The following is a 24,425-nucleotide window of genomic DNA, read 5'->3' on the forward strand; positions in this document are numbered from 1 at the left end:
ACCTTGTGCTACTTTCCCGCCTCGAGGCGCGCGCAAACGCCAAGATCAGACAGTGCCGCCAGCGAAACGACGGGATCTCGCGGTTCCACCAATTGGATCATAATGCCGCTGCGGGTCTTTAGAAAATCTGATCGCAGCGACGGCACCTCATCGAGACCTTCTGCCGCGGTGCACCCAAGCGCAAGCAAGCGCGCCGTTTCTCCTTCAAGATCGTCCGTCTCGAAGGCGATATGGCTGTAGCCGGGTTCGGACGGGTCGGCCCGACAAACAGGGCCTTCGTAAGGCGGTGCGTGGAACTGCCAAAATTCAAGCAACATATTGGACGCCTGGAGCCAGGCACCCTCAAGCCGCGCATTGCTCAGTCCGCCCATCCGATCAATTTGCGATGTCGGACCGATCATCTTCCGGCCGTTCGTTGGCACGCGGAGCAATTCGGAAAAGAAGGCCAGTGAGGCATCCATGTTCTCAGTCACAATCGCGACATGGCCAATCCATGTCGGTTGCGCTGCCGGGGCATAGGGCAGTCCCTCGATCTCGATAATGTTGTCTTCCCGATCTCGGGCATAAGCATATTGATTCCCGGTCCCCAAGTCGAGCGGTGGCGCGATCAGGGTTCCTCCCGAATGATAGACAGCCCGCTCAAGCTTGGCGCAATCATGATTTTGGATGCAGAAATGGCGTATTCCTGGGCGGTTGATTGGGCTGGGTTCTGAAATCTTCCTAGCCGATGCCCCCTTTTGCAGAAGCTGGACATACGCGTTGGGAGCGGCCAGCATGCAGGATTCGAAGGCTCCATGGCTGTGATCTTCCGCCAAAGCAGGCCGAGCGCGGCCGATATCAATGCGGCTTAGACCTGCAGCGGTTTCATAGAGCGGCAGCATTGCTTCGATCGAGCGAACTGTCACACCAATATGATGAACGCCCAAAATCATCTGTAACTGTCCTCGCCGGGAAGCGAAGTTGCCACGGCACGACGCGGATGAAAAGCGTCATGAACCGTGGCAGCTCGCTTAAGCGTTCCGATCAGAATTTGCCGCGAAACGTGACCTTCCAGGTGCGTGGATCACCGATATATTGGTTCGTTGTCTGGCCGCCATCAAGCACGCCGTAGGAACTGGGAAAAATGTAATGGACATAGTCTTTGTTGGTCACGTTCTCGACCGAGAACGTGACGCCATACCTGTCGTCCGGCCCGTCAAACCCAACCCGGAGGTTGAGCAAACCATATGAATCAACATTGTAAGCAGGTCTGCCGGCAAGGTCAGTATTCTTGGCAGATTGCCAAGCATATTCTGCTCTTACGAAGCCTTGAAAATTCGAGCTGCCCAGCGATGTGCGATAGTCTCCGATGACGGAATAGAAATCATGGGCATTATCGCGGAAGCGCAACCCGACGAGGGCGGGATTGGCTGCAAACTTCGCGATCTTGATGTCGTTGAGTGTATAGGCACCCGTCAAAGTCAGGCCCGGTAGCACTGCCGGTCTCAGGATGATTTCGGCCTCGATCCCTTTGGATTTCAGCTTATCGATCCCGATGTTGAGCGCCGCACCAACAGCGCTTGGCGTGATCGTCTGCAAATTGCGAAGCTGTTGGCTGTAAAAAGTGACGTTGGTTGTCAGTGCCTTATCGAACAGAGATGTTCTGATACCCGCTTCCCAAAGCGTAGGAATTTCAGGCTTCAGGACAGGAAGACCGCCAGGCGACAAGACGGCGCCAACGTTGACACTTTCTGCGACATCGATCCCTGGCCCCTTGTAACCGCGTGACCAGGAAACATAGGTCATGACATCATCAGTCCACAGGTAGCGAGCAATCACGCGACCCGAGAGATTATCGTTCTTGAAAGACTGGATGCCGGTATAATCGGGCCCGAAAAAGCCGGAGAAGGGCTTCGTCGGATCGATCGCGACAGTCGTGCGCTTGTAGGTCGCGAGCAAGGAATCGTGCGTATAGCGGCCGCCGACGATAATTGAGGCCTTGTCCGACAGATGAAATGTCGCTTCGCCATATGCGGCATAGCTGTCTGTCGAGACCGCGCGGGTGGCATCCGTCCGAGCGTTGAAATAAAAGCCAGGAAATGGCAGCGCCAACTCAATGTCGACGTGCGCATCAGGGACGGCCAGATTCTGATGAAAGAAGAACAGGCCAGCTACAATATCAGCAGCAGATCCGATCTTTGTATTGAGCCGCACCTCCTGCGTGAATTGCTCGGTGTTGACCTTGGTGCCATTTCGGCTGTTGACGTTTGAGTTGGAGACACCATCGGCCTCATTGAATTCGTTGATGCTCCATTTGCGCCAGGACGTAATGGAAGTCAGTGAACTGCTGCCAAAGTCATAGTCGACGTTGAGAGCAAGACCGCGCGGCGATTGTGTCTCGAGCAGGCGATTATAGAGCACCCCGACTTTCCTGTTGCTGGGCCCGGGCACAATTCCATAGGCGGCGAGTGCGGCACGCAATTGCTGAACGCCAGGGTTGGTCGCAAAAGCCAAAAGGCCAATGGCTGGACCAGCCGTCCGGAAAGTCGCAATGCAGCAGTGATTGCTGCTATGACCAATATCGCCTGTCAGGACGACCCTGAGATCGTCGTTTGGCTGGAACAGGAGCTTGCCACGCAACGAATAGCCGTCGCGATCATTCAGATCGCGTTGGCCGGGAATTGCGTTTTCAAGCACGCCATCGCGCGTGTTGTATGTGCCCGTTAATCGGAAAGCGAGCTTGTCACCCACGATCGGTCCCGTCACGGTACCGCGCACCTTGGTTTCGTTGAATCGGCCATAGGTTGCATCGGCACTGCCACCGAATTCGAATTCCGGATCATTCGTCTTTATGTTGATCACGCCCGCGGAGGCGTTCTTGCCGAACAGCGTTCCCTGCGGCCCTTTGATGACTTCAATTGACTGAACGTCCAGAAAGTCTGCAAATCCTTGCGCTTCTCGGCCAAGAACAACGCCATCAACAACAGTCGACACGCTCGATTCAAAGCCGTCACTGAAACTGTATGTGGAAATGCCACGGATCTTGGACCCACTGGCCCGAGTCGTGTTGAGCGGCGAGAGGGCGATGCCTGGAACGAATCGAACGACTTCGCTGACCTGCGAAAATCCGGTGCGATCAAGAAATTCGCCCGTAACCACAGACACGGCAAGTGGCGCGTCTTGAAGCGTTTCCTTCACCTTACGGGCAGTGACGACAATGTCGTTTGGCGACCCCTCGGATTCCGCACTGTCTGCAGTAACGGGCGCATTCTGAGCGTAGGCGGCTGCCGTTGGCAATGCCGCTATGGCGACCGACGACAAAAGCACAAATCTTGAAACCGAGTTCATCCTTACCTCCCTCTTTCATTCTAGCCCGCATTCCCTGACGGATGCAGAATCATGCATAAGTGGATTATTGAATTTTCCGTCAGTAGTCAATTTAATTATATAATACGTCAGTAAAGGTTCATATATCACCGTTTTGCATGCCGAACATGGTCATTTTTTGAATATTGTTGACGGGGTATATATTAAATGGAATGAAGATATCTCATCGGGAGAATGAGCGAATGGCCAGCTTGAAGCTTGAGGGAAAAACAGCGCTGATTACGGGTAGTGCTCAAGGTATCGGGCTTGCATCGGCGGAAGCAATGGCGCGCGCGGGCGCGAATATCATTGGCTTTGACCTGGTTGGAACGGATTGGAGTCAGCTTGAGGCAGCCATCTCAGCCCAGGGTCGCCGTCTGCTGAAGATCGAAGGTGACGTGGCGAGTGAGGCGAGCTGGATTGAGGCAAGAAAGGTGGTCGAAAGCAAATTCGGCGGGCTTGACATCCTTTTCAACAACGCCGGGATTTCAGGACCAAGGGCGCTGCTGCGTGATTGCCCGGTCGACGCCTTTGACGAGGTGATGCGTGTCAATTGCCGAGGCGTTTTTCTTGGCATGCAGGCCGGCGCAGAATTGATGCGAGACCGGGGCGGCTCAATCATCAACATGTCTTCCGTTTCGGGGCTTGGCGGCGGACGTTTTTTGATTTCTTACAATGCGAGCAAACATGCGGTTATCGGTTTGACGAAAGTCGGGGCGGTCGAACTTGCCCCGCTCGGTATCCGCGTCAATGCAATCTGCCCCGCGATGACCGATACTCCAATGATGCGAGACATGGAGAGAGGCAAAAGTCAGGCCGAAATCGCCGAACTGCGCGGCCTTTTCACGGCAATGATCCCCATGGCTCGCTATGCCACCCCTGATGAAGTCGCGGCCGTTGCCCTTTTTTTGGCAAGCACAGACTCTTCGTTTGTCAACGGCGCCGCGTTACCCGTGGATGGCGGCCTAAAGGCGCAATGACGCTCCCCGCCTCGCGATGAGACCTTCCATTCGCAGTCATCTGTCCCGCAATCTATTGACGTATTGTACAACAAATTGGGCGAATGGCCTTTCGCCAAAAACTGCGATGCGTGGATGATAGGCCCTAGCAATAAATCAATGAACGGTAGGACTCAGAAGAGAGGTGGACGATGCGGAAATGGTTGAAAGCGACCCTGGGAGGCATGTCGCTAATTGGCGCCGGAGCCGCAGCATTGACGTATGTCGCATCACCGAAGGTGCATGCAGGTAAGCCAGGCGAAGCTCCTGAACTGGGGCGGAAGGGGCATTTCAGTATCGGCACGCAAATCATCCATATTGCCTTACCGAATCGCCCCAGGATCGGAATTGCGAGCATGCTTGCGGGCTCGATGAGAGACGCCCCTCGCCCTCTTGATGTAAGGGTTTGGTACCCTGTCGAAGTGGGCGCGACGGGCGCGCCCGTCATCTATGAACACGAGCTGCGTTTGCCGAAAAAACCTGCGCTTGCGGTTTCGAGCCAAGGCTACGCAATCGCGTCTGCCAATCCCCTTTCTGGCCAAAAGTTCCCGCTTGTTGTCATGTCCCACGGTTATGGCGGATGGAATACGCAGTTCAGCAATCTTGCGGAACATATCGCATCGCAGGGCTATGTCGTCGCATCGATCGAACACGCAGACATGCAGGCGGACAGCATGACATCGTTTCTCGTGTCGTTCTCAAATGTCCTCTTTGATCGCAGCCTCGACCAAAGAGGTGTGATCGATCGGCTGGTTGCCATGGCGGGCAGCGGAGAAGGAGGATTTGCCAGTTTGATCGACCCTCACAGGATCGGATTGATCGGCTATTCCATGGGCGGGTATGGAGCGCTTGGATCAGCTGGCGCCTCCTATCTCTTTTCCAAGGATCCCCTTTCAAAGCTGCCTTCAAAAGCGCAGGCGATGCTGCACGAGGCGAACCAGAAGAGCGTGCCGATCAAGGCCTTGATCTTGTTCTCACCTTGGGGAGGGCAACCAGACAGCAGGGCCTGGGATGCTGCATCCTTAGCTCGGATCACTGCACCGACGATGATCTTCGTCGGCAGCGAGGATGATGTTGTGAATTATAGTGATGGCGTGAAGTGGCTCTTTGACAGCATGGCGAATACAGATCGCTACATGCTCGTCTATCGAGAGGCCCGGCACAATATTGTCGGTAACCCCTTCAACCTCGGTGAGGGCAAGGATTTTGCCGGCTACGAATTTTTGGCCGAGCCGGTTTGGCGCAACGATCGGCTCAATGCGATCAACCAACATTTCGTGACTGCGTTTCTCGATTTGAACCTCAAGGATGAGGCTGACAAAGCAGACTATCTGAATGTGCCGACGGCAAATTCAGATGCTGCAGAGTGGCCTGTGTCATTTGCGGAGCAGTTGAACGGCGAATGGGCTGGTCCGGAACAAAAAGCCTACTGGCGAGGCTTCCAGCGGAGATGGGCTACCGGGATGGAAATTCGCCACCTGCACAAGGGCGAGAAGGCAAATAGCCGCGACTTGAAGTGACCACCGGCGCACGCTGGATGCCGCCTCTCATCACGCCCATCGCGGCCAATTCAACCAAAACAGCCGATTAAAGTTATTGACTATTAGTACAATAAAGGAGATGATGCCCTGGATCATGACGAGTATCCATCGGAACAGCGCAGCAGAGATCTGGGATTTTATGCAGGTCTGGTCCCTTCAAGCTCACAAGGAGGCCCTTCATGCCAGATAAGCCGGCACGAAACAGAAACTTTTTTGTCACGGAGGCTGAAACACCTGACATCGACTCGTTGCGGGCACATCTCGAAGCCAACAACGGCCTAAAAGGACTGGACATTGTTGAACCAGGAAACATTGCTCGGGCAGTCAAAATTTTTCGCCGTGACGGCTTTGTAGTTATTGCGGACGTCCTGAATGAAGAGCAGACGCAGTTCCTCGCGAACGGATGCAATGAAGTTGCCGCAGAAATCCTCGCACTCGATACACAGCGCAACGGCAATCGCGGTTCCCACCGCTATTCCTTTGGCGGATCGAGTCTGACTCGCAGCCAGCTGCACCGGCCAGAATGGCAAATGATGCTCGATATTCCTGTCGTAAACGAAGTCGTGACTGCAATTTTCGGATCGAGCGATTATGCGTTGCGTGCCGCAAGTGGAGACTTCTGCCTGCCGGGTGCACTGGGTTATCAACCACTTCATTCGGACGTTGGAGACTGGATAAGCAACACCGTGTCTCCTTTCAGCGCATTTCATGATCCACGTGGGCATGTCACCGTCCGAGATCTGCCCTGCCCTTATGTCTGCGTAAATTTTTTGCCGCAGGAAATTACGCGTCTGAACGGGCCAACCCGGCAGATCCCCGGCACCCAACATTCCCGCACGCCAATACCCACACTTGAAGAAGAACCTGAATGGATGCGGTTGAGTACTGTCTGCCCAGCTCCGGCAGGAGCAATTATGGTGCGCGACGTGCGCGCCTGGCACGGCGGCACACCCAATGTTTCGAATGCCATGCGGGCGATCCCCAACCTCGAGTTTTACGCGCCGTGGTTCCGGGAACCTATTGTTCCCGGTATCTCTTATCAGGACCACAGCAAGCTCTCCGCAAGGGCCCAGTACCTCACACGGTTCTGCGTTGCCGATTCCAGCGAAACCTTGCAAACGGGAGCAACACTATGGGCGCCGTGATGCTCGCAATCGGGGAGGCCCAATGAAATATCGCAGACTGGGCCGCTCTGCACTCAAAGTCAGCGAACTTTGTCTCGGTACAATGAATTTCGGACCCCGCACATCCGAAGAGGAAAGCTTTGCAATCCTGAACGAAGCTGTCGCCATGGGTATCAATTTCATCGACACGGCAAACCAATATGGCGGGCACCTGGGTGTCGGCGCGACTGAGAGCATTCTCGGAAAATGGTTCGCGGAAGATCCGGCCCGTCGAGACCGAGTTATCCTGGCAACCAAAGTGTATGAGCCAATGTCAGGCGACATCAATGATCGCGGCTTGTCAGCTCGACACATCCAGATGGCATGCGACGCGAGCCTTCAGCGTCTAAAAGTTGATCATATCGATCTTTATCAAATGCATCACATTGACCGAACCGCACCGATGGAAGAAATCTGGCAGGCAACAGATCGTTTGATTGCCCAAGGCAAGATCACTTACGTCGGTTCCAGCAATTTCCCAGGTTGGAAGATTGCCCAAGCGAACGAAAAAGCGATTGCGCGCCACCGCCTTGGTCTGATTTCGGAGCAGAGCCTGTACAATCTGACCGAGCGCCGCGCCGAACTCGAAGTGATCCCAGCGTGCCACGAATATGGTGTTGGCGTGATCGCCTGGAGCCCATTGGCTGGCGGCCTTCTGGCAGGTCCTTCCGGTGAAGCCGACGGGCGGCGCCATTCGCCAGAGGTCAAGGCCGGAACCGCCGCCAGGTCCGAACAATTGTCTCTTTTTGCTGAACTTTGTATCGAACTGGATGAGACGCCCGGTGCCGTCGCGCTTGCGTGGGCACTACACCAAAGTGGTATCACTGCATCGATTGTCGGGCCTCGAAGCAGGCAACAATTGATCGCGATTGGGCACGTTCCAGAGATTGTTCTGGACGGCGCTGCGCTTGCAAGGCTTGACGCAATCTTTCCGCCGATTGGCCCAGCGCCCGAGGCCTATGCATGGTAATGGATGTCAGCTCATGGGGTTCCGGTGCAGTGGACATCTCAGGTGGCCATCTGGCGTATCACCGCACAGGCGGTAACGGCCCGCAAATGGTTCTGTTGCATGGCCTAACCGACAACGGGCTGTGCTGGAGCCGATTTGCATCGGCATTTGCCAGCGAATTTGACATCATCATGCTGGACGCGCGCGGTCATGGCGCAAGTTCGCGGATTGCTGGACATGTGCACCACGATCCGGCGCAGGACATTGCCGAAGCAATTGACGGGCTCGGCCTGAATTTGCCCATCCTGCTTGGCCATTCTGTAGGCGCGCTCGCAGCTGCGGCCTTTGCCGCCCGGTTTCCGGCGTGTGTTTCCAAATTGATCCTTGAAGACCCTCCCCTCCTCCCCTTAGCCGAGCCGTCCGAGGCCAATGCTCGCAACGAACGATTTCGCAAGCAAATCACCCATCTCCAGTCGCTGACGGATACTGAATTGGCGGCAATGGGCCGGGATCTGTCGCCATCCTGGCACGAAGACGAATTCCCGGCATGGCTGCTTGGAAAGCGGCAGGTCGATCCGCTGGCGATGCCACATTACACGAAACCCTGGCAGAGCATTTTCGCAAGGCTCCCTTCGCCAACCTTGCTAATTTACGGCGAAAGCCAAAGGGGCGGGATGATTACCTCCGCCATCGTAACAGAAGCGTTGCGGATCAATCCTCAAATAGAAGCCGTGCGTATTGAAAACGCGGGACACAACATCCGCCGCGAAAATTTTGCCGGATTTATGGCCGCCGTTCGCGCATTTCTCAATGGACGCACCGAACATGCCGATTGATAGCCCGTTTCGCTGCGGCTCAGCCTTCGCCCAGCAGACTACAATACACTCTGATATTAAGGCATTTCGAGCGCGGAAATCACTGGCACACAAGACTTTTGACAATATGGGGACCTGACTTTGGACAAGATCGACGAACCGGCAGTAACCGCGCCTGCGGCTTCTCCCCTTAAGCCCTCAATCCCGGTCAAGATTGCCTACAGCCTTGGTCAGGCTGCCCAGAATGGCGGATTTGATGCGGCAATTGCCTTCATCTTTTTCTATTATTCCGCAGTGCTGGGTCTATCCGGTACCCTCGTCGGTGCGGCTCTTGCAGTCAGTCTCGCGTTTGATGCGCTTGTTGATCCTCTGGTTGGCTCTTGGTCGGATAACATCAAATCCAGCCTGGGACGCCGACTGCCGCCAATGATCATGGCCATTCCTCTGATCACAATATCGATCGGGCTCTTGTTTTCTCCACCACATGGACTTGGCCAGGGGGGTCTGTTTGCCTGGCTGGCAGTCATGTCCGTTGCGGTTCGAAGCTTCATTTCGCTTTTCAACGTCCCCTACATCGCGCTTGGTGCCGAAATGACGTCCGACTATGCGGAGCGGACTCGAGTAGTGGTTTATCGTGCATTTGCGGGCATTTGTTCCGGCGTGGCGGTTACGGCAATCGGATTTTCGATTTATTTCGCGAATGGCGGGCTACAAAAGGCAGAGGGATACCCGGGCTTCGGGTGGTCAGTTGCCCTGCTCTTGTTTGTCTGCATGACACTATGCTGCCTTGGTGTGAGGCGCTATGCAGCTGCCCTTCCACAACCCGACCAGGCGCCCGGTTCGATGCTCCGCCGACTTCCTGAAGAACTCAAGGAGATATTCGGCAACCGATCTTTCCGGCTTTTGTTCATTTCCGCAGTCGTGATCTTCATAGCGATCGGCGCCAATGCCAGCCTCAACAACCACGCCTTCATCTATGTCTGGCAAATGAAAAGTGAAAAGATCCAGTTCATCAGCTACGCCTATCTCGTCGGAATTCTGCTGGGCGTTTTCGTCCCTCCTCTGCTTCAGCGACGTATCGAGAAGAAGTATGTCGTCATCCTCGGTTTTCTTCTTCTGATTGCAAATTGGGTGGTTCTGCAAGGGGCCAAACTTTTGGGACTTTACGTCCCGCTGGGTGATGCTGCTCTCCTGCCGATGCAGCTCAATTCATTTGTGGCGGGCATTGGCACTGGTTTCGTTTCCGTAGCCTATCCCTCAATGATGGCCGACGCCGCCGATGAGCACGAATATCTGTTTAATCGTAGACGTGAAGGACTGTATTTTGCCGGGCTTGGTTTTGCCGGAAAGGCGGCGACGGGACTTGGCGTGATGGTGGCAGGTCTGGCCCTTGATCTCATTGGCTTTCCCGGTCACGTCAATCAGGCCACCGCGGCCGCATTACCGGAACCCATGCAGTTCCGACTTGTGCTGATCTGGGGCCCTGTTCCAGCCGTAATTGCGCTCGTTTCTCTCCTTATCCTCGCGTCCTACAGTATTACGCGCGTGCGCCACGATGAGATCACGACCGCATTAAGGCGGCGTTGCAGAACTGGAGAAAGCGCGACCCTTGGGTGACAATTTCATGGCCGCTTGAACGGCCCAGATATCGAGACATTGCTTGGGCTTCGGGAACAAAAATGTCGGCGAAACAGTTGATCCAATTAGCACTTTCTTCTGAATATCGCAGAAGTCACCTTGCCTGACATTTATGTTCCCGTGCTCACATTGTAATGGGCAGGAACTAACTTTTGAACCGCGGTACACCCATAAAATCGCGCTTGCCCAGCGGCACACCCTTCATCCGCAAAATGTCGTAAAAGGTGGCCGCATGGAAATAGACGTTTGGTTGGCTAAAGCTGAGCAGGAAATTTTGCCCTGTGAACTCCATCAATCGCTTGCCCCCCAGCACAAATCCAATGCTGCTGTCTGCCACCGCTTCCAATTCTTCAGGTGTGACCTTTCCCAGTCCGTCCAACGTTACGGCGACCTGCGCGCGCATCGCGTCCCAACTGTCCGGGATATCCGAGAAATCGGGCGAAAACTCGCCGCTCGGCAGCAGTCTGATAACATAGGCCGAATGGACCCAGCAACTGCGCACATGCCATGGCAGGTTCCACATATCCTCCGCCAGCCGAGCCCCAATCATTTCTTCGTCAGAAATCCCTTTGTCCTTCGCAAATGCTTCCCCCTTGTCGATCAGGTTGCTGAGGGCACCCACAATTTGTTGGCAATTGGGAACAAAGGCTTCGTAGAGTGAGAGGGACATAGGGCGGTCCTTTTAGTTAAGCAGTTGAGATACAAACTCCAGGAGCAAATTCAATGGCTGATCAGCACGGTGCATTTGCTCTGACCGTGCACTAATTCGCCTTCGCGCTAAAGCCAGCCCCACGCACCAGCTTTCCCGGGCGAGCACCCGTCGATCGGTCGAAACGGCGGATCACTTCACCTGCTACTATCGTCGCGTCATAGCCGGTTGCACGCTGGTGCAGGCGGCGCCCACCGGCTGGTAGATCGCGCACTACCTCTGGCAAGTGCAGCTTGAGGCCATCCAGGTCGACGATATTGAGATCCGCCCGCGCGCCAGGTTTGAGCAGTCCGCGATCATCAAGCCCGACGGCACGCGCCGCCTTGCGGCTCAGCATGTGCACGGCCTCGGCCAGACCCAGCCGCAGCCGGCCTTGGCCTTTTACGAATTGGGTCAAAAGATAAGTTGAGTAGCTGGCATCACAGATGGCCCCATAATGTGCGCCGCCATCACCCAAGCCGGGTACGCAATATGGGTGCCGCAACATTTCGTGCGCGCTCTCAAGCGTCGCATTCTCATAATTGCCGAGCGCAGCGAGGAACAGGCCCCGACCATTTGTAGCCAGGATCCGCTCATAGGCGATCTCCTGCGGGGTGCAGCCTTGAGCCGCGGCTTGCCCGGCCATGCTCAAATGCGCAGGCGGAGCATAGTCAGGTGGATCATCGAGCGGGAACAGCCAGCGCCAGTTGCGCGCGAGTTCGTTGAACGGGTGGCCGGGCGCGAAATCCTCAGTGATGAGGGCGGCGCGCAAAGCCGGATCGCGCATTGCAGCGACCTGCTCGTCAATTGAAAGCTGTGCAATCTTCGCCCAGCTCGGGCACAGCACAAAGGGATGCACTGTCAGTTCCAGACCCGCGATCAGGCCGATCGGGCGCGGCATGACCTGCGCGTGGGCGACTCCGCCGCTGGCATTGGTTTCATCGAGCATTTCAAGCACCCGCCGCCAGCGGGGCGGTGCGTCGTTGCCTGAAGCAAGCGTAAAGGTCGCCGGGCGGCCGCTAGCGGCGATAACCCGCTCGATCACCCGATACTCCTTGTCCCATCCGACAAACGCGTCAAGCACCACTTGAAACGTCCCTGCGCCCGCGTCCGCCATACCGCGGGTGATTGCTTCCAGTTCCGCAATATCGGCCTCGAAGGTCGGGATGGCATTGCCATCGGCAGTCTTGTGAATCGACAAGCGCGAAGTGGCAAAGCCGATCGCGCCGGCGCGCATCGCCTCAGCGGTAAGCCGGCGCATCATCGCGAGATCATCGGCTGTGGCGATTTCGCGCGCAGCGCCACGCTCGCCCATTGCGTAGACCCGAAGGGGCGAATGCGGAAGGTAGGCGGCAACATCGATGTCGCGCTTTCGGGCGGCAACAGTATCCAGATACTCCGGAAATGTCTCCCAGTTCCATGAAAGGCCCTCGGTCATGACCACTCCGGGAATGTCCTCCACGCCCTCCATGACATTGATCAGCATGTCGTGATCCGCCTTGCGGCAAGGCGCGAAGCCCACCCCGCAATTGCCCATCACCGCTGTGGTGACCCCGTGAGAGGAAGAGGGCGAAAGTTCCTCGGCCCATATGCATTGGCCATCGTAGTGAGTGTGTACGTCGATGAAGCCGGGTGTGACGATGCGGCCCTTCGCGTCGATTTCCTGCATGGAACGCCCGCTGACCGAGCCGATGGCTGAAATCCGTCCATTCGCAATGGCGATATCACCCTCGATCAGATCGCCTCCGCTGCCGTCCGCAATAGTGCCGCCGCGGATGATCAGATCATAATCTGCCGTCATCGGCTCACCCTCCGTTCACCAGCCGCACGACCCCGCCAACCAGCGAGCCAAGCACGAAGATATAGATTGGCGGCATAGACAGGTAGAGCGGGATCAGCCGCTTCTCTGGTGCCTTGTGATAGCCCCGCGCATAAAGCACCCGCATGAAGGGCCAGATCGCTCCGATCCCCGCCGCCCACAACGGACTTACGACATATGCGAAAAGCCACATCCCCGGCAGGAACAGCACTAGATGTTCGAGCGTGTTCTGATGCGCGCGGACATAGCGCTCATACTCTGGCGGCCCGCTGTGCGAGGGCACTGCGATCTTGAACCGCCCCCGCGCAAGCCCCGCCATTAGCAGTGTGAAATAATAGGCCAGCAGCGCCAGTGCGCTGACGATCACGACATAAGTGTAATTATCGGTCATGGATCTTCGCGCTCCTCTTCCCCAACATATATGCAGGCTGGGGAAATAGGAGCGACGCGGCAACTCACATTTTTGCGGCTCGCGCCCACAAGCTTGTGCCGATGTAAGGAGCCGACCGGTGGGCCATGTACCTTTGGCGGCGGGCGTTTGCACAGACTGAGGCGAACCTTTGAACCAACTTCAACTGCCGAAATTGCGGCATAGCTGGTTGCCTGCATCGGAGCATCTGGGAATCGAAGCGCCCTACCCCACCCCTGTTATCGGTTGGCGCATCTGATCTGGCCGCTTCCGACCATAGACTGCTTCGAAAAGTGGGGTCGCCATAAGTGTGGTAACAATTGCCATAACAACCAGAATTGCGAACAAGCCAGGTTCAATGATCCCGCGCTGAAGGCCGATGTTGATGATGATAAGTTCCATGAGGCCGCGCGCGTTCATCAGCGCAGCTATGCCCATCGCTGTGCCGCTATCATGTCCGGAAAGCCTCGCTGCTGCATAGCAGGCTCCTCCCTTCGCGAGGATCGAAGCGGCCAGGATCGCGAGCGCTGCTGCCAGCAGATCAAAACTATCAACAACTTGCAATTGCGTATTCAGACCAGAAAAAGTGAAGAACATTGGCAGAAGGAAGACTGTGGCAAAAGGCTCCAGCTTGTCCCGCAGCTCTTCGGCGAAGCGGCCTCGCGGCATTGCAGTGCCTAGGAGGAAGCCGCCAAATACAGCATGAATTCCTGCCGCATCCATCGCAAAACAGGAGAGCAGCAACAAGACAAGCACGGTCCCCAAAAGCCCCCCTCCCATCTCTCCTTGACGCTCATGAATGGCCGCAAGGCGAGACAAAAGGCGTGGCGCGACGAATATCATTGTCAGCGCAAATGCCGTGCCACCTCCCATTGCCTTCCATGCCAATGCTGGCCCATCCCCCAGGCTCGCAAGCACAAGTGCTACCACTATCCACGCTCCGGCATCTCCAATTGCTCCGGACGAAAGAGAAAGGGTGCCCAGTTTGGTATGGGCGATACCACGCTCGTGTATGATCCGAGCGAGCATCGGAAATGCGGTAATAGCAATTGCGGAACCGAGAAATACTGCGGCTTGGGCCGTGCCGAGCTGCGGTGAAAACAAACCCGGAATTGACATCAGCCACGGTGTCATGAGCGCCGCAACAGCAAATGGTGCAGCCATTGAGCCAAACGCAATCGTTGCAGCCGATCTCGCGCTCGCTTTGAATTCCGCCTTGTCGAAGGTGAGGCCGACGATGAACATGTACAGCCCGACACCCAACTGCGCGCCAACGTAAAGAATCTTTTTCGATTCAGCGGGGAAGAGCGCGGCCTCAACCCATGGAAACGCCAGCCCAAGGATGGACGGGCCGAGCAATACGCCCGCGATCATTTCGCCGACGACCTGCGGCTGACCCAGCCAACGCTGTGCCGCAAACCCGACCAGTCGACAGGTGGCGATGATCAGGGCCAGCTGCAGGAAGAAGAGGATTGAGAGTTGCGGAGCAGTCATGATCAGGCCGGGCGTCTTGCATACCAGCCAAAGCAGGCGATGACGCCGTAGCAGAGGGTGGGAAGGACAAGACCAGCTGCAAGACTTCCACTGGCATCTGCAATCATGCCAGTCAGCAGAGGAACGACCGCGCCGCCAAAAATGGCTACGTTTATGAGGCCCGAACCATCTGCCGCTCGCGGACCTAGTTTCTCGCAAGCCAAAGTGAAGATTGTCGGGAACATGATCGAATTCATCAGTCCGATGGCCAACAAGCTGTAACCCGACACAATACCTGTCGTCTGTGTCGAAACGGTAATCAGCGCGACTGCGCCGACAGCGACGGAGGCCAAAACAAGTCCGGGGCTCAACACACGCAGAACTGCCGATCCGATAAATCTCCCTACCATGGCACCGCCCCAGTAGAGCCCAATCAATTTGCCGGCTTCTTGAGCCTCAAGCCCCATGACGTGCGGCTGCATCAAGTAGTTGACGATCAGCGAACCGATTGAAACTTCGGCCCCCACATACAGGAATATGCACAAGGCACCGAAGCCAAACCTGGTGCGTTTCAGAAGATCAAGCCCGGCCAAACCGCTGCTTTCTTCATGCCTTTCGTTCTGCAGGGCATTGCGGAAATACCAGACCGCAGAAGCGACAATTGCCAGTGCAACCGAAAGCCCGAGGTAACCGTGGACGATCGCTTGGCTCTCGGCGGTGCGATATGCATCAAGTGCGGCCCCCGAGAGCCCCTCTGCCGAAACAGACGCCAGCCCGCCGAGGATAAGAATAGACCCGAAATAAGGAAAGATTGTCGTTCCAAGGGAATTGAAAGCCTGCGCAAATGTGAGCCGACTATGTGCCGTCTCAACCTTGCCCAACAGGGAGATCAAAGGATTGGAAACAACCTGTACTATGACAACACCGCTTGCCAGCACAAACAGTGCAAGAAGAAATACGCCATAAGTTGCTGTCTGGCTCGCAGGTATGAACAAGAGGCAACCGACCATCATTGTCAGAAGTCCGGCTACCGCCCCCCTCATATAGCCTATCCGCTTGACCAAACGGGCTCCCGGGATGCCGATGACCGCATAGGCGGTGAAGAAGCAGAACTGCACCAGCATCGCCTGGGTGTAGCTCAACGTGAACAGTTCCTTGAGTTTCGGAATGATAACGTCATTCAGGGAAGTGATTCCGCCAAAGGTAAAAAACAGCCCCATCACAAATAATTGCAACTGTGGCGCATCGACCTGTTCAGATGGCTTCCCTGTTGTCGGGCTATTTGATGAAAATGCCATAATTGTCCCCCCCCCAGATGTTATTCTTGGATCAACATCACAACTGCTGCGTCTTCTATGCTTTCGAAGGGCATGACAGATTCTCGCCAACGGCCTCAACGCGCGCTGCGAGCAACGTCAGGGCAAGACCCTTGTCACCGCTCAAACTGAATGGCTCGTCGACCTGCTTGAGGTTCGCGCCAGCGTCCGCGAAGCAGCGAAGTGGAATCCTGATTGTCCGCACCTGCCCCAGAGGAGATGCGCGCACGAGCGCGCCGACATCAAGTGCGATCTTGCCCAATGAAATTGAAGTCGTTCCGGAAGGCGCAGAATCGATCCGCCAATCGATGCGCAAAGCAAAGCTGTTATTGAGTTGGCGCGTCAAATCAGCACTCGGTCCCGTCAAGTGGAAAGAGGCTATGCCCGTCCAAGTGAAGGCCCTGCCATCCTCCTGAGCAGCCACATCGACAGAGCGCGTTCTGATATGCCCATAACCGCTCTCGAGCGGCGTCGTACCAACTTGTCGCGCGCCCCCCGCATCGACGATCGATAAAGACCAGGGCGACCGTGCGCGCCCGCCCGAAAAGAAATTCTCGACGTTCAAAAGGTCAGCGATGTTCACGCCGGTCTTTTCAGAAAGCTTCGGGACCGACTTCCTTTCTGCATAGGTCAAGCCATAGCCAACCTTGAATTGTGGCTTGATAACTGGCGATCGCGCATCACCGGGCCAGGCAAAGGGAAGTTTGCCTGTAAAATCGCGCATAACTTTGCCGTCCTTGCCGGCCACAAGCACATCGGCAATCCCTTGTCCCTGCGAACCCGGAAGCCAAGCCGCTACAAATGCGTCGGCAGCATTGATTTCAGGATTGGCAAACAAAGGCCTGCCCGAGAGAAAAACTGCAACAACCCGAACTCCAGCCGATTTCAGCTTCTTGAGGGTTGCCAAGGCAGTCGAACCTGTTGGCTGATAATCGAGGGTCGGAACATCGCCCTGAAACTCGGCATATGGGGACTCGCCAAAAACGACGACAGCGACATCAGGCTTTTCCTTATAATCCCCATTTTCGGAAAGGGACGCTGTACCGCCGGCATCTCGCACTGCCGCTCCCATGGCTTCCCAGATTGTTTGACCGTTTGGAAAGTCTGCATGTGTTACATCGGCGCCCTGCCAACTGATTGTCCAGCCACCTGACTGCATCGCCATGTCGTTAGCCCCAGGGCCGGTGATCAAAACTCGCGACCCGGGCTTGATCGGCAAAGCGCCGCCATTATTCTTGAGGAGCACAAGAGACTTTGCAACGGCCTCGCGCGCAATCGCTAGATGCTCCGGTGATCCGACGGTGGCGACATCGCCGCGTTCGACATGTCTCGCGTCAAACAGACCGAGTTTGAACTTGACGCGCAGAATACGCCGCACGGCATCGTTCAGCCTCTCAATGCTGACCCTTCCATCCCTGACTTGTGCAAGAGTGGTTTCGAACAGTCCTTTCCAACTGTCGGGCGCCATAAACATGTCTAGACCAGCCATAATCGATTGAGGACAATCAGTGACATTGCACCCTTCGACCTGACCATGCCCGTTCCAGTCACCGACCACGAAACCCTGAAAGCCCATTTTGCCCTTTAGCGCATCTGTCAGCAGCGACTTGTTGCCGTGATTCTTGACACCATTCCAGCTGGAGAAGCTTGCCATCACAGTCAGCGTGCCAGCGTCGATTGCCGCCGGATATCCTTGCGCATGCGTTGCTATCAGGTCCGTCTCGCTGATCCTTGCGTCGCCTTGATCCTTCCCTCCAAGGGTGCCGCCGTCTGCAAGAAAATGCTTGGCCGTGGCAGCGACATGATGTGCGTCAATCGATTGTTCGACCGCAAGCGGGCCTTGAAGCCCAAGGACCATAGCCTTGGCATAAGCCGCAACGAGTTTGGGATCTGAAGCATAGCCTTCATAGCTTCTGCCCCATCGCAGATCCTGAGGCACAGCCAATGTCGGTGCAAAGGTCCAGTCGATACCTGTTCCCGCCACTTCTGAAGCGGTCGCGCGGCCAATCCGTTCTATCAAATCAACATCACGTGTAGCTCCAAGACCTATATTGTGCGGAAATATCGTCGCGCCTGGAACGTTGGAGTGACCATGTACTGCGTCAATGCCAAACAGGATGGGTATTTTGGCCCCTGAGTTGAGCGATGCGGTTCGGAATTCATTTACAAGCCGCTGCCAGGTGCTGCCATCCGCGCGCTCATTGCCATAAGGCCCAGAATTTCCTCCAGCGAGAATTGAGCCTAGCGGATACTTTGCAAGATCGGCCGGAACGATTGTGCTGATGTCCGCCTGAATCACCTGCCCAACTTTTTGCTCCAAGGTCATCCCCGACAATACTGCCGAGATTGCAGTCTCCGTCGAAGGATCAGTGATCGCGTCAGGACTGCTGGCAATCGGCCACCGATCGGGATGTGCTTGTGCTGAATGTTCGCTTGTGGAATTTGCCTGAGCTGTCGCTGCAAAACATGCCGACAACATTGCGAACAGGAACAAAAACGTTTTCCTGAAAGGCATGTCTTCCCCATGATTTATTTTGTGAACGTTCTCATTCAATCGCAGGGCCTATTGCGAAAGTCAAGTAAAGCGGCTCAGTTCCGACAAAAAGGCTTCCCGAGCATCAAACCTGCCGTCGCAGCAAGTATTGCCAGCAAGATGAATAGAACGGAAAAGCCAAAAAGCGGGACCAACGCCATGACAAACCACGGCATGACCAGTGACGGAATTGTATTGGCAAGATTGAACAGTCCCAGGTCTCGGCCCCGGCGATCTGGCCGAGGAAGGACCCGAAGCGTTTGTGCCGAATGGAGCGCAAGGAAAACCGCACTTGATAAACCAAAAAATGCATACCCCAGAATTGCGCTGACCAAGTCTTTGGCAAAAACCATGACTGCAAGACCACCCGCGGCCACCAACGCGCATGTTTGCAGCGGTCGGATCGGGTGACCGGTAGTGTCAGACCAGCGACCAATGGCCAGGGTGAGAGGAGCCGAAATCAGCATAATTGTGCTGAACAGCCGAGCTGTCTGATTGTCGGTCACGGCAGGATCAATACTGGTTAGCCAAAAGAACAAATATGCGAACAGGGTCGCTTCCGCCACCTGAACTGCAAGCCGTGCGAACCACATGCGAACAACTGGCGAAAACCGGAATGAAACGTGCAGGGCCGCTTGCGAGATAAAAGTGCCATTGGTCACCCTTTGATTGGGCATTGTCGGCGCGGGCAGTATGAGGACCGGCAACACACAGAGTGCAACCAATCCCGCCACGAGCAATAACCTGCTGTCATGCGCTGCCAAACCTGGTTGGGTTACGACAGCCCCAGAGAGCGCACCTAACCCCGGCGCAAATGCCATGAGGCCGCCGAGCAGTCCCTTACGATGGTCTGGCACAATATCGCCTGCCCAAGCTGTTAAGGGCCCTAGCATCATATTCAGCGCAAGCTGCCAGCCCACGATCGCGGCGATCAACTCGCCGAGTCCTCTTGCGTGACCAATTTCGATGAGCATGACGCAGGACAGAACCAGTCCGCCAAATATCCATCCACGCCTGTTGCGCGTCACATCGCTCAGATAACCAAAGACCACGCCCCCGAAGCTAGCGGCGACAGCCCCTGCCAGGGCAATAGTGCCAAGCCAGTCCACACCAAGCTGCTTGCCCGCCAATCCCGCAACCATAACCGGCAACAAAATGGTGAGAAGCGGTGTATAGGCAATCGCTCCACCAGCCCAAGCCAGCGCATAAAGCAGCACAAATCGATCTATCGCCAGATTTTTGTCAGGCACCCGAATTGCCCGGAGGCGGAGCGACAGATTCGCGTTCGGTAATAGTCGCTGAAACCACAGTCAGCTCAGGTGTAACTTGATCGCCTTTTTGGGCCGCAATTATCAGCTCAACTGCCTTTGAAGTTGTTGCCGCAATCGGCTGGTCGACGGCTGTCAACGGCGGTTGCGTGAAATGAACGAGCGGGGTGTTGTCAAAACTAATCAAGGAAAGTTCGTCTGGTACAGCAATCTGCAGCAAACGCGCCACTTCCAAAGTGGCCAACGCCATCTGATCATTGCTTGCGATGATTGCGGTGGGCCGCATGGGCGCTTCCAGCAATTGCCGCGCCGCTGCCTCACCGGAAGCGTAGCTGAAGTCCCCCTCAGCCAGCAAGCCTTCATAATCGAGGCCTGCAGCGGCCATCGCCGCCTTCCAGCCATTCACGCGCCAGCCGCTCAGGGCATAGTCACGAGAGCCCGAAATGAATCCGATTCGACGATGTCCTCGGTCGATCAGGTACTGGGTTGCCTGTGAAGCTGACCCCTCATCATCCATCGATACGGGAATGCCTGCACCGTTCTGGATTGAGCCAATCCGAACGAAGGGAATTCTCTGGTGGTGGAGCAAGGCAACAATTTGCGCATTGTCCGAATGCGGCGGTGTCAGGATTATCCCATCAGGCTGAAGCGCCGCAATTGCCCCCAACAATTCGCGCTCGACATGATCGGAATGTGTATCAACCAGTTCGAAAATCATTCGGTATCCGTGCTCTGCACACTTCAACATCCCGCCAAGCAGCATTTGGTCGACCCAATCCGTGCCCTGACGGGCCCGCCAATCCTCAATCGTGCGATCACGATCATTTATTGCAAGTATCAGATATGAACGCGACCCACTCATGCGCTGTGCAGCGAGGGACGGCACATAACCCAGTTTACGAATAGAATCCTGAACGCGTTCCCTCATTTCGGGGCGCACATTGGCTTCGTTGTTGATAACACGGCTCACCGTCTGCAACGAGACGCCAGCATCAGCTGCCACATGCTTGATCGTGACGGCTTGGCGACGTCTGGCCATTTATTGTCTGCCCCCTTTTTCGACCGTGCCTGCTCGCCCAGCCTCCTTCTGCCAAATGCGCACCCAGTCAACCTCCATCTGCTTGGGGTAGTCGTCAAACCGTACTCCTCCGAGCCCTCGGCTTTCAGCCAGCTTGCCGCCAATCGCGAGGTTGAGGATCAGGTGGAAGGGTTGATCAAAGGGAGCACCCGGTTCGGCTGATCCCGAGGTTGACCAATCCTTCGCTGTGCGCACAGCATAGGTGCGTCCATCAACCTGCCAACTAATTTGATCATGAGTCCACTCAATCGCATAAGTGTGGAATTCCTGATCAAGCACCTGAGGGAAAGAGACTTCCTCACCTTTATGAACGTTCTTCGGCCACTGACCGCCGAAATGAAGAGTGCCAAGAATGGTATTTTCTCGACCTCCTGGGCACTTGGTGCACGCTACGCCAAGGTTGACTGCTTCGAGAATATCGATCTCCCCTGAAGCAGCCCAACTGCCATAGCGCTCTTTCTCTGGCAGCATCCAAATCGCAGGCCAAGTTCCCTGTCCTTGAGGAAGTCTCGCATTGACCTCAACTCGACCATATCGCCATGCCGCCTTGCCGCGGGTTGTGAGACGAGCGGAACTAAATTCCCGCGCAACCACGGCAAGCGGCAAGGGCGAGCTTGTGCGAAGATGAACCGGCAACGCGAGACCTGTTGTCCGTTCATGTCTTGCAGTGATTACGAGTTTGCCATCCTTGATGACAGCATTGCGCGCACTTCGGGTGTAGCACTGGCGCTCTTCATTGCCGCCTCCCCAGCAATCGACATCGAATCCCCACTTCCTGCTGTCGATTTTCTTCCCGTTGAACTCGTCAGACCAGACAAGCATCCAATCCTGAGCGCTCACGGTATTTGCGTTGAACAGCAAAATCACGGCGGCGGCGCACTTGCGGCTACAAGATATCATTCCGCTGCAATGTCCTTCGCTCCGCAGTAACGGGCAACATAGGCATGATGTTCGGGCATCGAAGCGACCGTCTTGGAGACATTGTCGCGCAGGCCGGTCAATAGCTGGTCGAGCTCCTCGCTCGAAAGCTTTGTAGCAACCGGGTGATAGGCGCGCGGCAGTATCCCCTGTCCCATCATGACCTGGACCCAACTGTTCTCTGCGAACAGCTCCTCATTCTTTCGGAAAACACGCCCAGTCTCCCGGAAGAGTTCGATCTTCTGCGTTAGGCTGTCGGGGATTTCCATAGTGGCACATTGCCGCCAAAACGGGCTGTCGCGCCGTTCGGTGGCCTTATAATGAAGAATAAGGAAGTCGCGCACCTGCAGCATATCGGTATGCTGCTGGTCATTGAACTCCGCTACATCGCGCTCACTGACCTCGCCCATCGGCAACATGCGGATAAGCCGCAGCACGGCACGTTGGATGAGGTGGATACTTGTCGATTCGAGCGGCTCCATGAACCCGCTCGAAAGGCCGACGGCGATGCAGTTGCGGTGCCACTGCTTGCGCCGCGCGCCCGTTGTGAAACGTATGAAGTTGGGCTCGGTCAGCCGCTCGCCCTCGACACTTGACAGCAACCGATCGAGCGCAGACTCGCGATCAAGGTAACGGCTGCAATACACGATGCCGTTGCCTTGGCGATGTTGCAGCGGAATGCGCCACTGCCAGCCTGCATCGTGGGCAATTGCGCGCGTATAAGGGATCGGCGGGCGCACGCTAGTGGTCTGAACAGCGATGGCCGCGTCGCACGGTAGGTAGTGGGTCCAGTCATCATAACCGACATGCAGAGCCCCTTCGATCAGTAACGCGCGAAAACCGGTGCAGTCGAGAAACAAGTCACCTTCGATTCGTTGCCCGGATTCGAGCAGCAGTGCGGCAATATGCCCGGTATCGCCGTTTAGCTGGACCTCGGCAATCTTGCCTTCGACCCTCCGCGCGCCATCGGCTTCGGCCAATTTGCGCAGGAAAACCGCATAAAGCGAGGAATCGAGTTGGTAGGCATAATTAACCCTGTTGTCCGGCAGATGTGCGAACCGACTGGCAAAGGCCGCCTTCAATTCAAGACAGTAGTCGTCGTAACTCGCTTTGTGCCCCTTAGTTTGTCCGTGCATCCAAAAGTGCTGGAACCCGGCAGACCAATGATCAAGTCCCGTAAGGCCAAAGGAATGAAAGTACCTTTCGCCCTGAACCTTCCAGTTCTCAAATGCGATCCCGAGCTTGAACGTCGCCTGGGTTGCGCGCATAAAATCGGTTTCGCCAATCCCGAGCAGGCGATTATATGTGGCTAGCGGAGGAATTGTACTTTCGCCAACACCGATTGTGCCGATGGCATCGGATTCGACCAAGGTCAGCTCAATTGCATCCCCTAATGTCCGTGCCAACGCGGCTGCGGCCATCCAGCCCGCAGTTCCACCGCCGGCAATAACGACGCGCTGCTTTTTATATTCGCCCATCATCGGCTAAGAGTCCTCAGTAGAAAAGAACGCAAACGTCCTGCAGATTCAACATCCAGCGGATCGAGAATTCCGCGGGCACCAACTGGAATATGGTTGGTTACCTCTGGCCCATTGTCGAAAACGTAGTGTTCGAACATCGCACGCCAGATCGCTTTGTCTTCGTGCGGAAGGTCACGAATCGAGAGAATTGCATGATTTAGCGCATCCTGTGGCTGTCCGAGGAAGCGCGGCGTGTTCCGCCACCAATAGTTGAGCAGGATGTTGAACGGCGCAAGACCTTCTACATGGTGCCACCACATCGACGGGATGAAGAGCGCATCACCTGGCTCCAGTTCTGCCAGTTGGGCTTGCTTGAGTGCGTCCGCAAAGCCTGGATGCAAATTGAAGTCTGGCGCATGGAAATCGACCATGCTTACCGCGCGGCCAGCAGGGGTATTATCAATTGGCCCGAGGTAGAGATTGCGAATCTGGTCGGGCGGAAAAAGGGTGAAGCGACGTCGGCCTGCAACACAACAAGCCAAGTTATCGGGAAAATCGTTATGTGCCGCGATGCGGGTCGGCGTACCAATCCACAGGCTCTCCAATGGCTCGCGCGTACCAAGTTCGAGACGGTTTTCCTCGTGCACACCAACAAAATGCGTTGGGATGTCGATCGAACCGAGGTAGACGGTCGGCGAATCAGCGCGACCCTCATTGGCGTCAAAGCCACCAAAAATATCGGCCAGCTTGCCGCGTGCGGTGCGGAAATTCATTTCCATCGCACCATCATAAAACATCCGGCCATTGTGACCCGGCGGGCCGATCGAGACGGCAAACGGCACTGATCGAGCGCGCTCAAGCAGATAAGTCCGTGCATCTCGCGCCGAGCGCAGGCTTGCTTGAACCAGCGGCCAGCCGGAAACCAATCCGCGAATGACAAAAGGTGCACGCGCACCCTGCAAAAGTGCATCCAGAGCCGAAGCGTCAACAGCCTCACGCTCCACAACTGCCGGT

At 55.9% G+C, this 24,425-nt stretch carries 19 protein-coding genes; 6 read left to right on the forward strand and 13 right to left on the reverse strand.

Annotated features, from left to right (window positions below; all coding sequences use genetic code 11):
- Positions 1 to 8: 8 nt before the first annotated feature.
- Positions 9 to 932, reverse strand: coding sequence for a VOC family protein (locus tag K0O24_RS13595; RefSeq protein WP_219893253.1), 924 nt, complete (start codon positions 930 to 932; stop codon positions 9 to 11).
- 91 nt (positions 933 to 1,023) lie between these two features.
- Positions 1,024 to 3,327, reverse strand: a complete 2,304-nt coding sequence (locus K0O24_RS13600) for a TonB-dependent receptor (RefSeq protein WP_219893254.1) — start codon at positions 3,325 to 3,327, stop codon at positions 1,024 to 1,026.
- Between the two features lie 191 nt (positions 3,328 to 3,518).
- Here K0O24_RS13600 and K0O24_RS13605 point away from each other — a divergent pair, with 191 nt between their 5' ends.
- The 6 genes from K0O24_RS13605 (at position 3,519) to K0O24_RS13630 (ending at position 10,428) form a co-directional block, all read left to right on the forward strand.
- On the forward strand, positions 3,519 to 4,325 hold the full coding sequence (locus tag K0O24_RS13605) for an SDR family NAD(P)-dependent oxidoreductase (protein WP_219893255.1): 807 nt from the start codon (positions 3,519 to 3,521) through the stop codon (positions 4,323 to 4,325).
- 389 nt (positions 4,326 to 4,714) lie between these two features.
- Entirely contained in the window at positions 4,715 to 5,863 is a 1,149-nt protein-coding gene (locus tag K0O24_RS13610) for an alpha/beta hydrolase family protein (RefSeq protein ID WP_219893256.1), read from the forward strand.
- 200 nt (positions 5,864 to 6,063) lie between these two features.
- Positions 6,064 to 7,029 (forward strand): phytanoyl-CoA dioxygenase family protein, encoded by a 966-nt coding sequence (locus K0O24_RS13615; protein ID WP_219893257.1) that lies wholly within the window; start codon positions 6,064 to 6,066, stop codon positions 7,027 to 7,029.
- 22 nt (positions 7,030 to 7,051) lie between these two features.
- Positions 7,052 to 8,017: an aldo/keto reductase gene (locus K0O24_RS13620; protein ID WP_219893258.1), complete on the forward strand. Its 966-nt coding sequence runs from the start codon at positions 7,052 to 7,054 to the stop codon at positions 8,015 to 8,017.
- Positions 8,017 to 8,832 carry an alpha/beta fold hydrolase gene (locus K0O24_RS13625; protein ID WP_219893259.1) on the forward strand — a complete coding sequence of 272 codons (816 nt, stop codon included), beginning with the start codon at positions 8,017 to 8,019 and terminating at the stop codon, positions 8,830 to 8,832. Before K0O24_RS13620 ends, K0O24_RS13625 begins: the two co-directional genes overlap by 1 nt.
- Before the next feature lie 120 nt (positions 8,833 to 8,952).
- Positions 8,953 to 10,428 carry an MFS transporter gene (locus K0O24_RS13630; RefSeq protein ID WP_219893260.1) on the forward strand — a complete coding sequence of 492 codons (1,476 nt, stop codon included), beginning with the start codon at positions 8,953 to 8,955 and terminating at the stop codon, positions 10,426 to 10,428.
- 166 nt (positions 10,429 to 10,594) lie between these two features.
- Here the strand turns inward: K0O24_RS13630 and K0O24_RS13635 are convergent, their stop codons facing one another.
- The 11 genes from K0O24_RS13635 to K0O24_RS13685 form a co-directional block, all read right to left on the reverse strand.
- Positions 10,595 to 11,119 carry a DUF1993 domain-containing protein gene (locus K0O24_RS13635; RefSeq protein WP_219893261.1) on the reverse strand — a complete coding sequence of 175 codons (525 nt, stop codon included), beginning with the start codon at positions 11,117 to 11,119 and terminating at the stop codon, positions 10,595 to 10,597.
- Positions 11,120 to 11,210: 91 nt separating this feature from the next.
- Entirely contained in the window at positions 11,211 to 12,938 is a 1,728-nt protein-coding gene (locus K0O24_RS13640; protein WP_219893262.1) for an N-acyl-D-amino-acid deacylase family protein, read from the reverse strand.
- Between the two features lie 4 nt (positions 12,939 to 12,942).
- Entirely contained in the window at positions 12,943 to 13,347 is a 405-nt protein-coding gene (locus K0O24_RS13645) for an MAPEG family protein (protein ID WP_219893263.1), read from the reverse strand.
- Positions 13,348 to 13,590: 243 nt separating this feature from the next.
- Positions 13,591 to 14,859 carry a cation:proton antiporter gene (locus K0O24_RS13650; protein WP_219893264.1) on the reverse strand — a complete coding sequence of 423 codons (1,269 nt, stop codon included), beginning with the start codon at positions 14,857 to 14,859 and terminating at the stop codon, positions 13,591 to 13,593.
- Between the two features lie 2 nt (positions 14,860 to 14,861).
- Entirely contained in the window at positions 14,862 to 16,136 is a 1,275-nt protein-coding gene (locus K0O24_RS13655) for a sugar MFS transporter (RefSeq protein WP_219893265.1), read from the reverse strand.
- A gap of 55 nt (positions 16,137 to 16,191) precedes the next feature.
- Positions 16,192 to 18,480 carry a glycoside hydrolase family 3 protein gene (locus K0O24_RS13660; protein WP_246611017.1) on the reverse strand — a complete coding sequence of 763 codons (2,289 nt, stop codon included), beginning with the start codon at positions 18,478 to 18,480 and terminating at the stop codon, positions 16,192 to 16,194.
- Between the two features lie 263 nt (positions 18,481 to 18,743).
- Positions 18,744 to 19,937: an MFS transporter gene (locus K0O24_RS13665; protein WP_246611018.1), complete on the reverse strand. Its 1,194-nt coding sequence runs from the start codon at positions 19,935 to 19,937 to the stop codon at positions 18,744 to 18,746.
- Positions 19,930 to 20,994 (reverse strand): LacI family DNA-binding transcriptional regulator, encoded by a 1,065-nt coding sequence (locus K0O24_RS13670; RefSeq protein ID WP_219893267.1) that lies wholly within the window; start codon positions 20,992 to 20,994, stop codon positions 19,930 to 19,932. Before K0O24_RS13670 ends, K0O24_RS13665 begins: the two co-directional genes overlap by 8 nt.
- Positions 20,995 to 21,873 carry a glycoside hydrolase family 16 protein gene (locus K0O24_RS13675; protein WP_246611019.1) on the reverse strand — a complete coding sequence of 293 codons (879 nt, stop codon included), beginning with the start codon at positions 21,871 to 21,873 and terminating at the stop codon, positions 20,995 to 20,997.
- 56 nt (positions 21,874 to 21,929) lie between these two features.
- The gene (locus K0O24_RS13680) at positions 21,930 to 23,429 is read right to left on the reverse strand and encodes a tryptophan halogenase family protein (protein WP_219895646.1); all 1,500 of its coding nucleotides are present in this window, start codon (positions 23,427 to 23,429) and stop codon (positions 21,930 to 21,932) included.
- Positions 23,429 to 24,415 (reverse strand): cupin-like domain-containing protein, encoded by a 987-nt coding sequence (locus K0O24_RS13685; protein ID WP_246611206.1) that lies wholly within the window; start codon positions 24,413 to 24,415, stop codon positions 23,429 to 23,431. The genes K0O24_RS13680 and K0O24_RS13685 overlap by 1 nt, the downstream gene beginning before the upstream one ends.
- Positions 24,416 to 24,425: the final 10 nt, after the last annotated feature.

Source organism: Aquisediminimonas profunda, assembly GCF_019443285.1.
GTDB lineage: Bacteria > Pseudomonadota > Alphaproteobacteria > Sphingomonadales > Sphingomonadaceae > Aquisediminimonas > Aquisediminimonas profunda.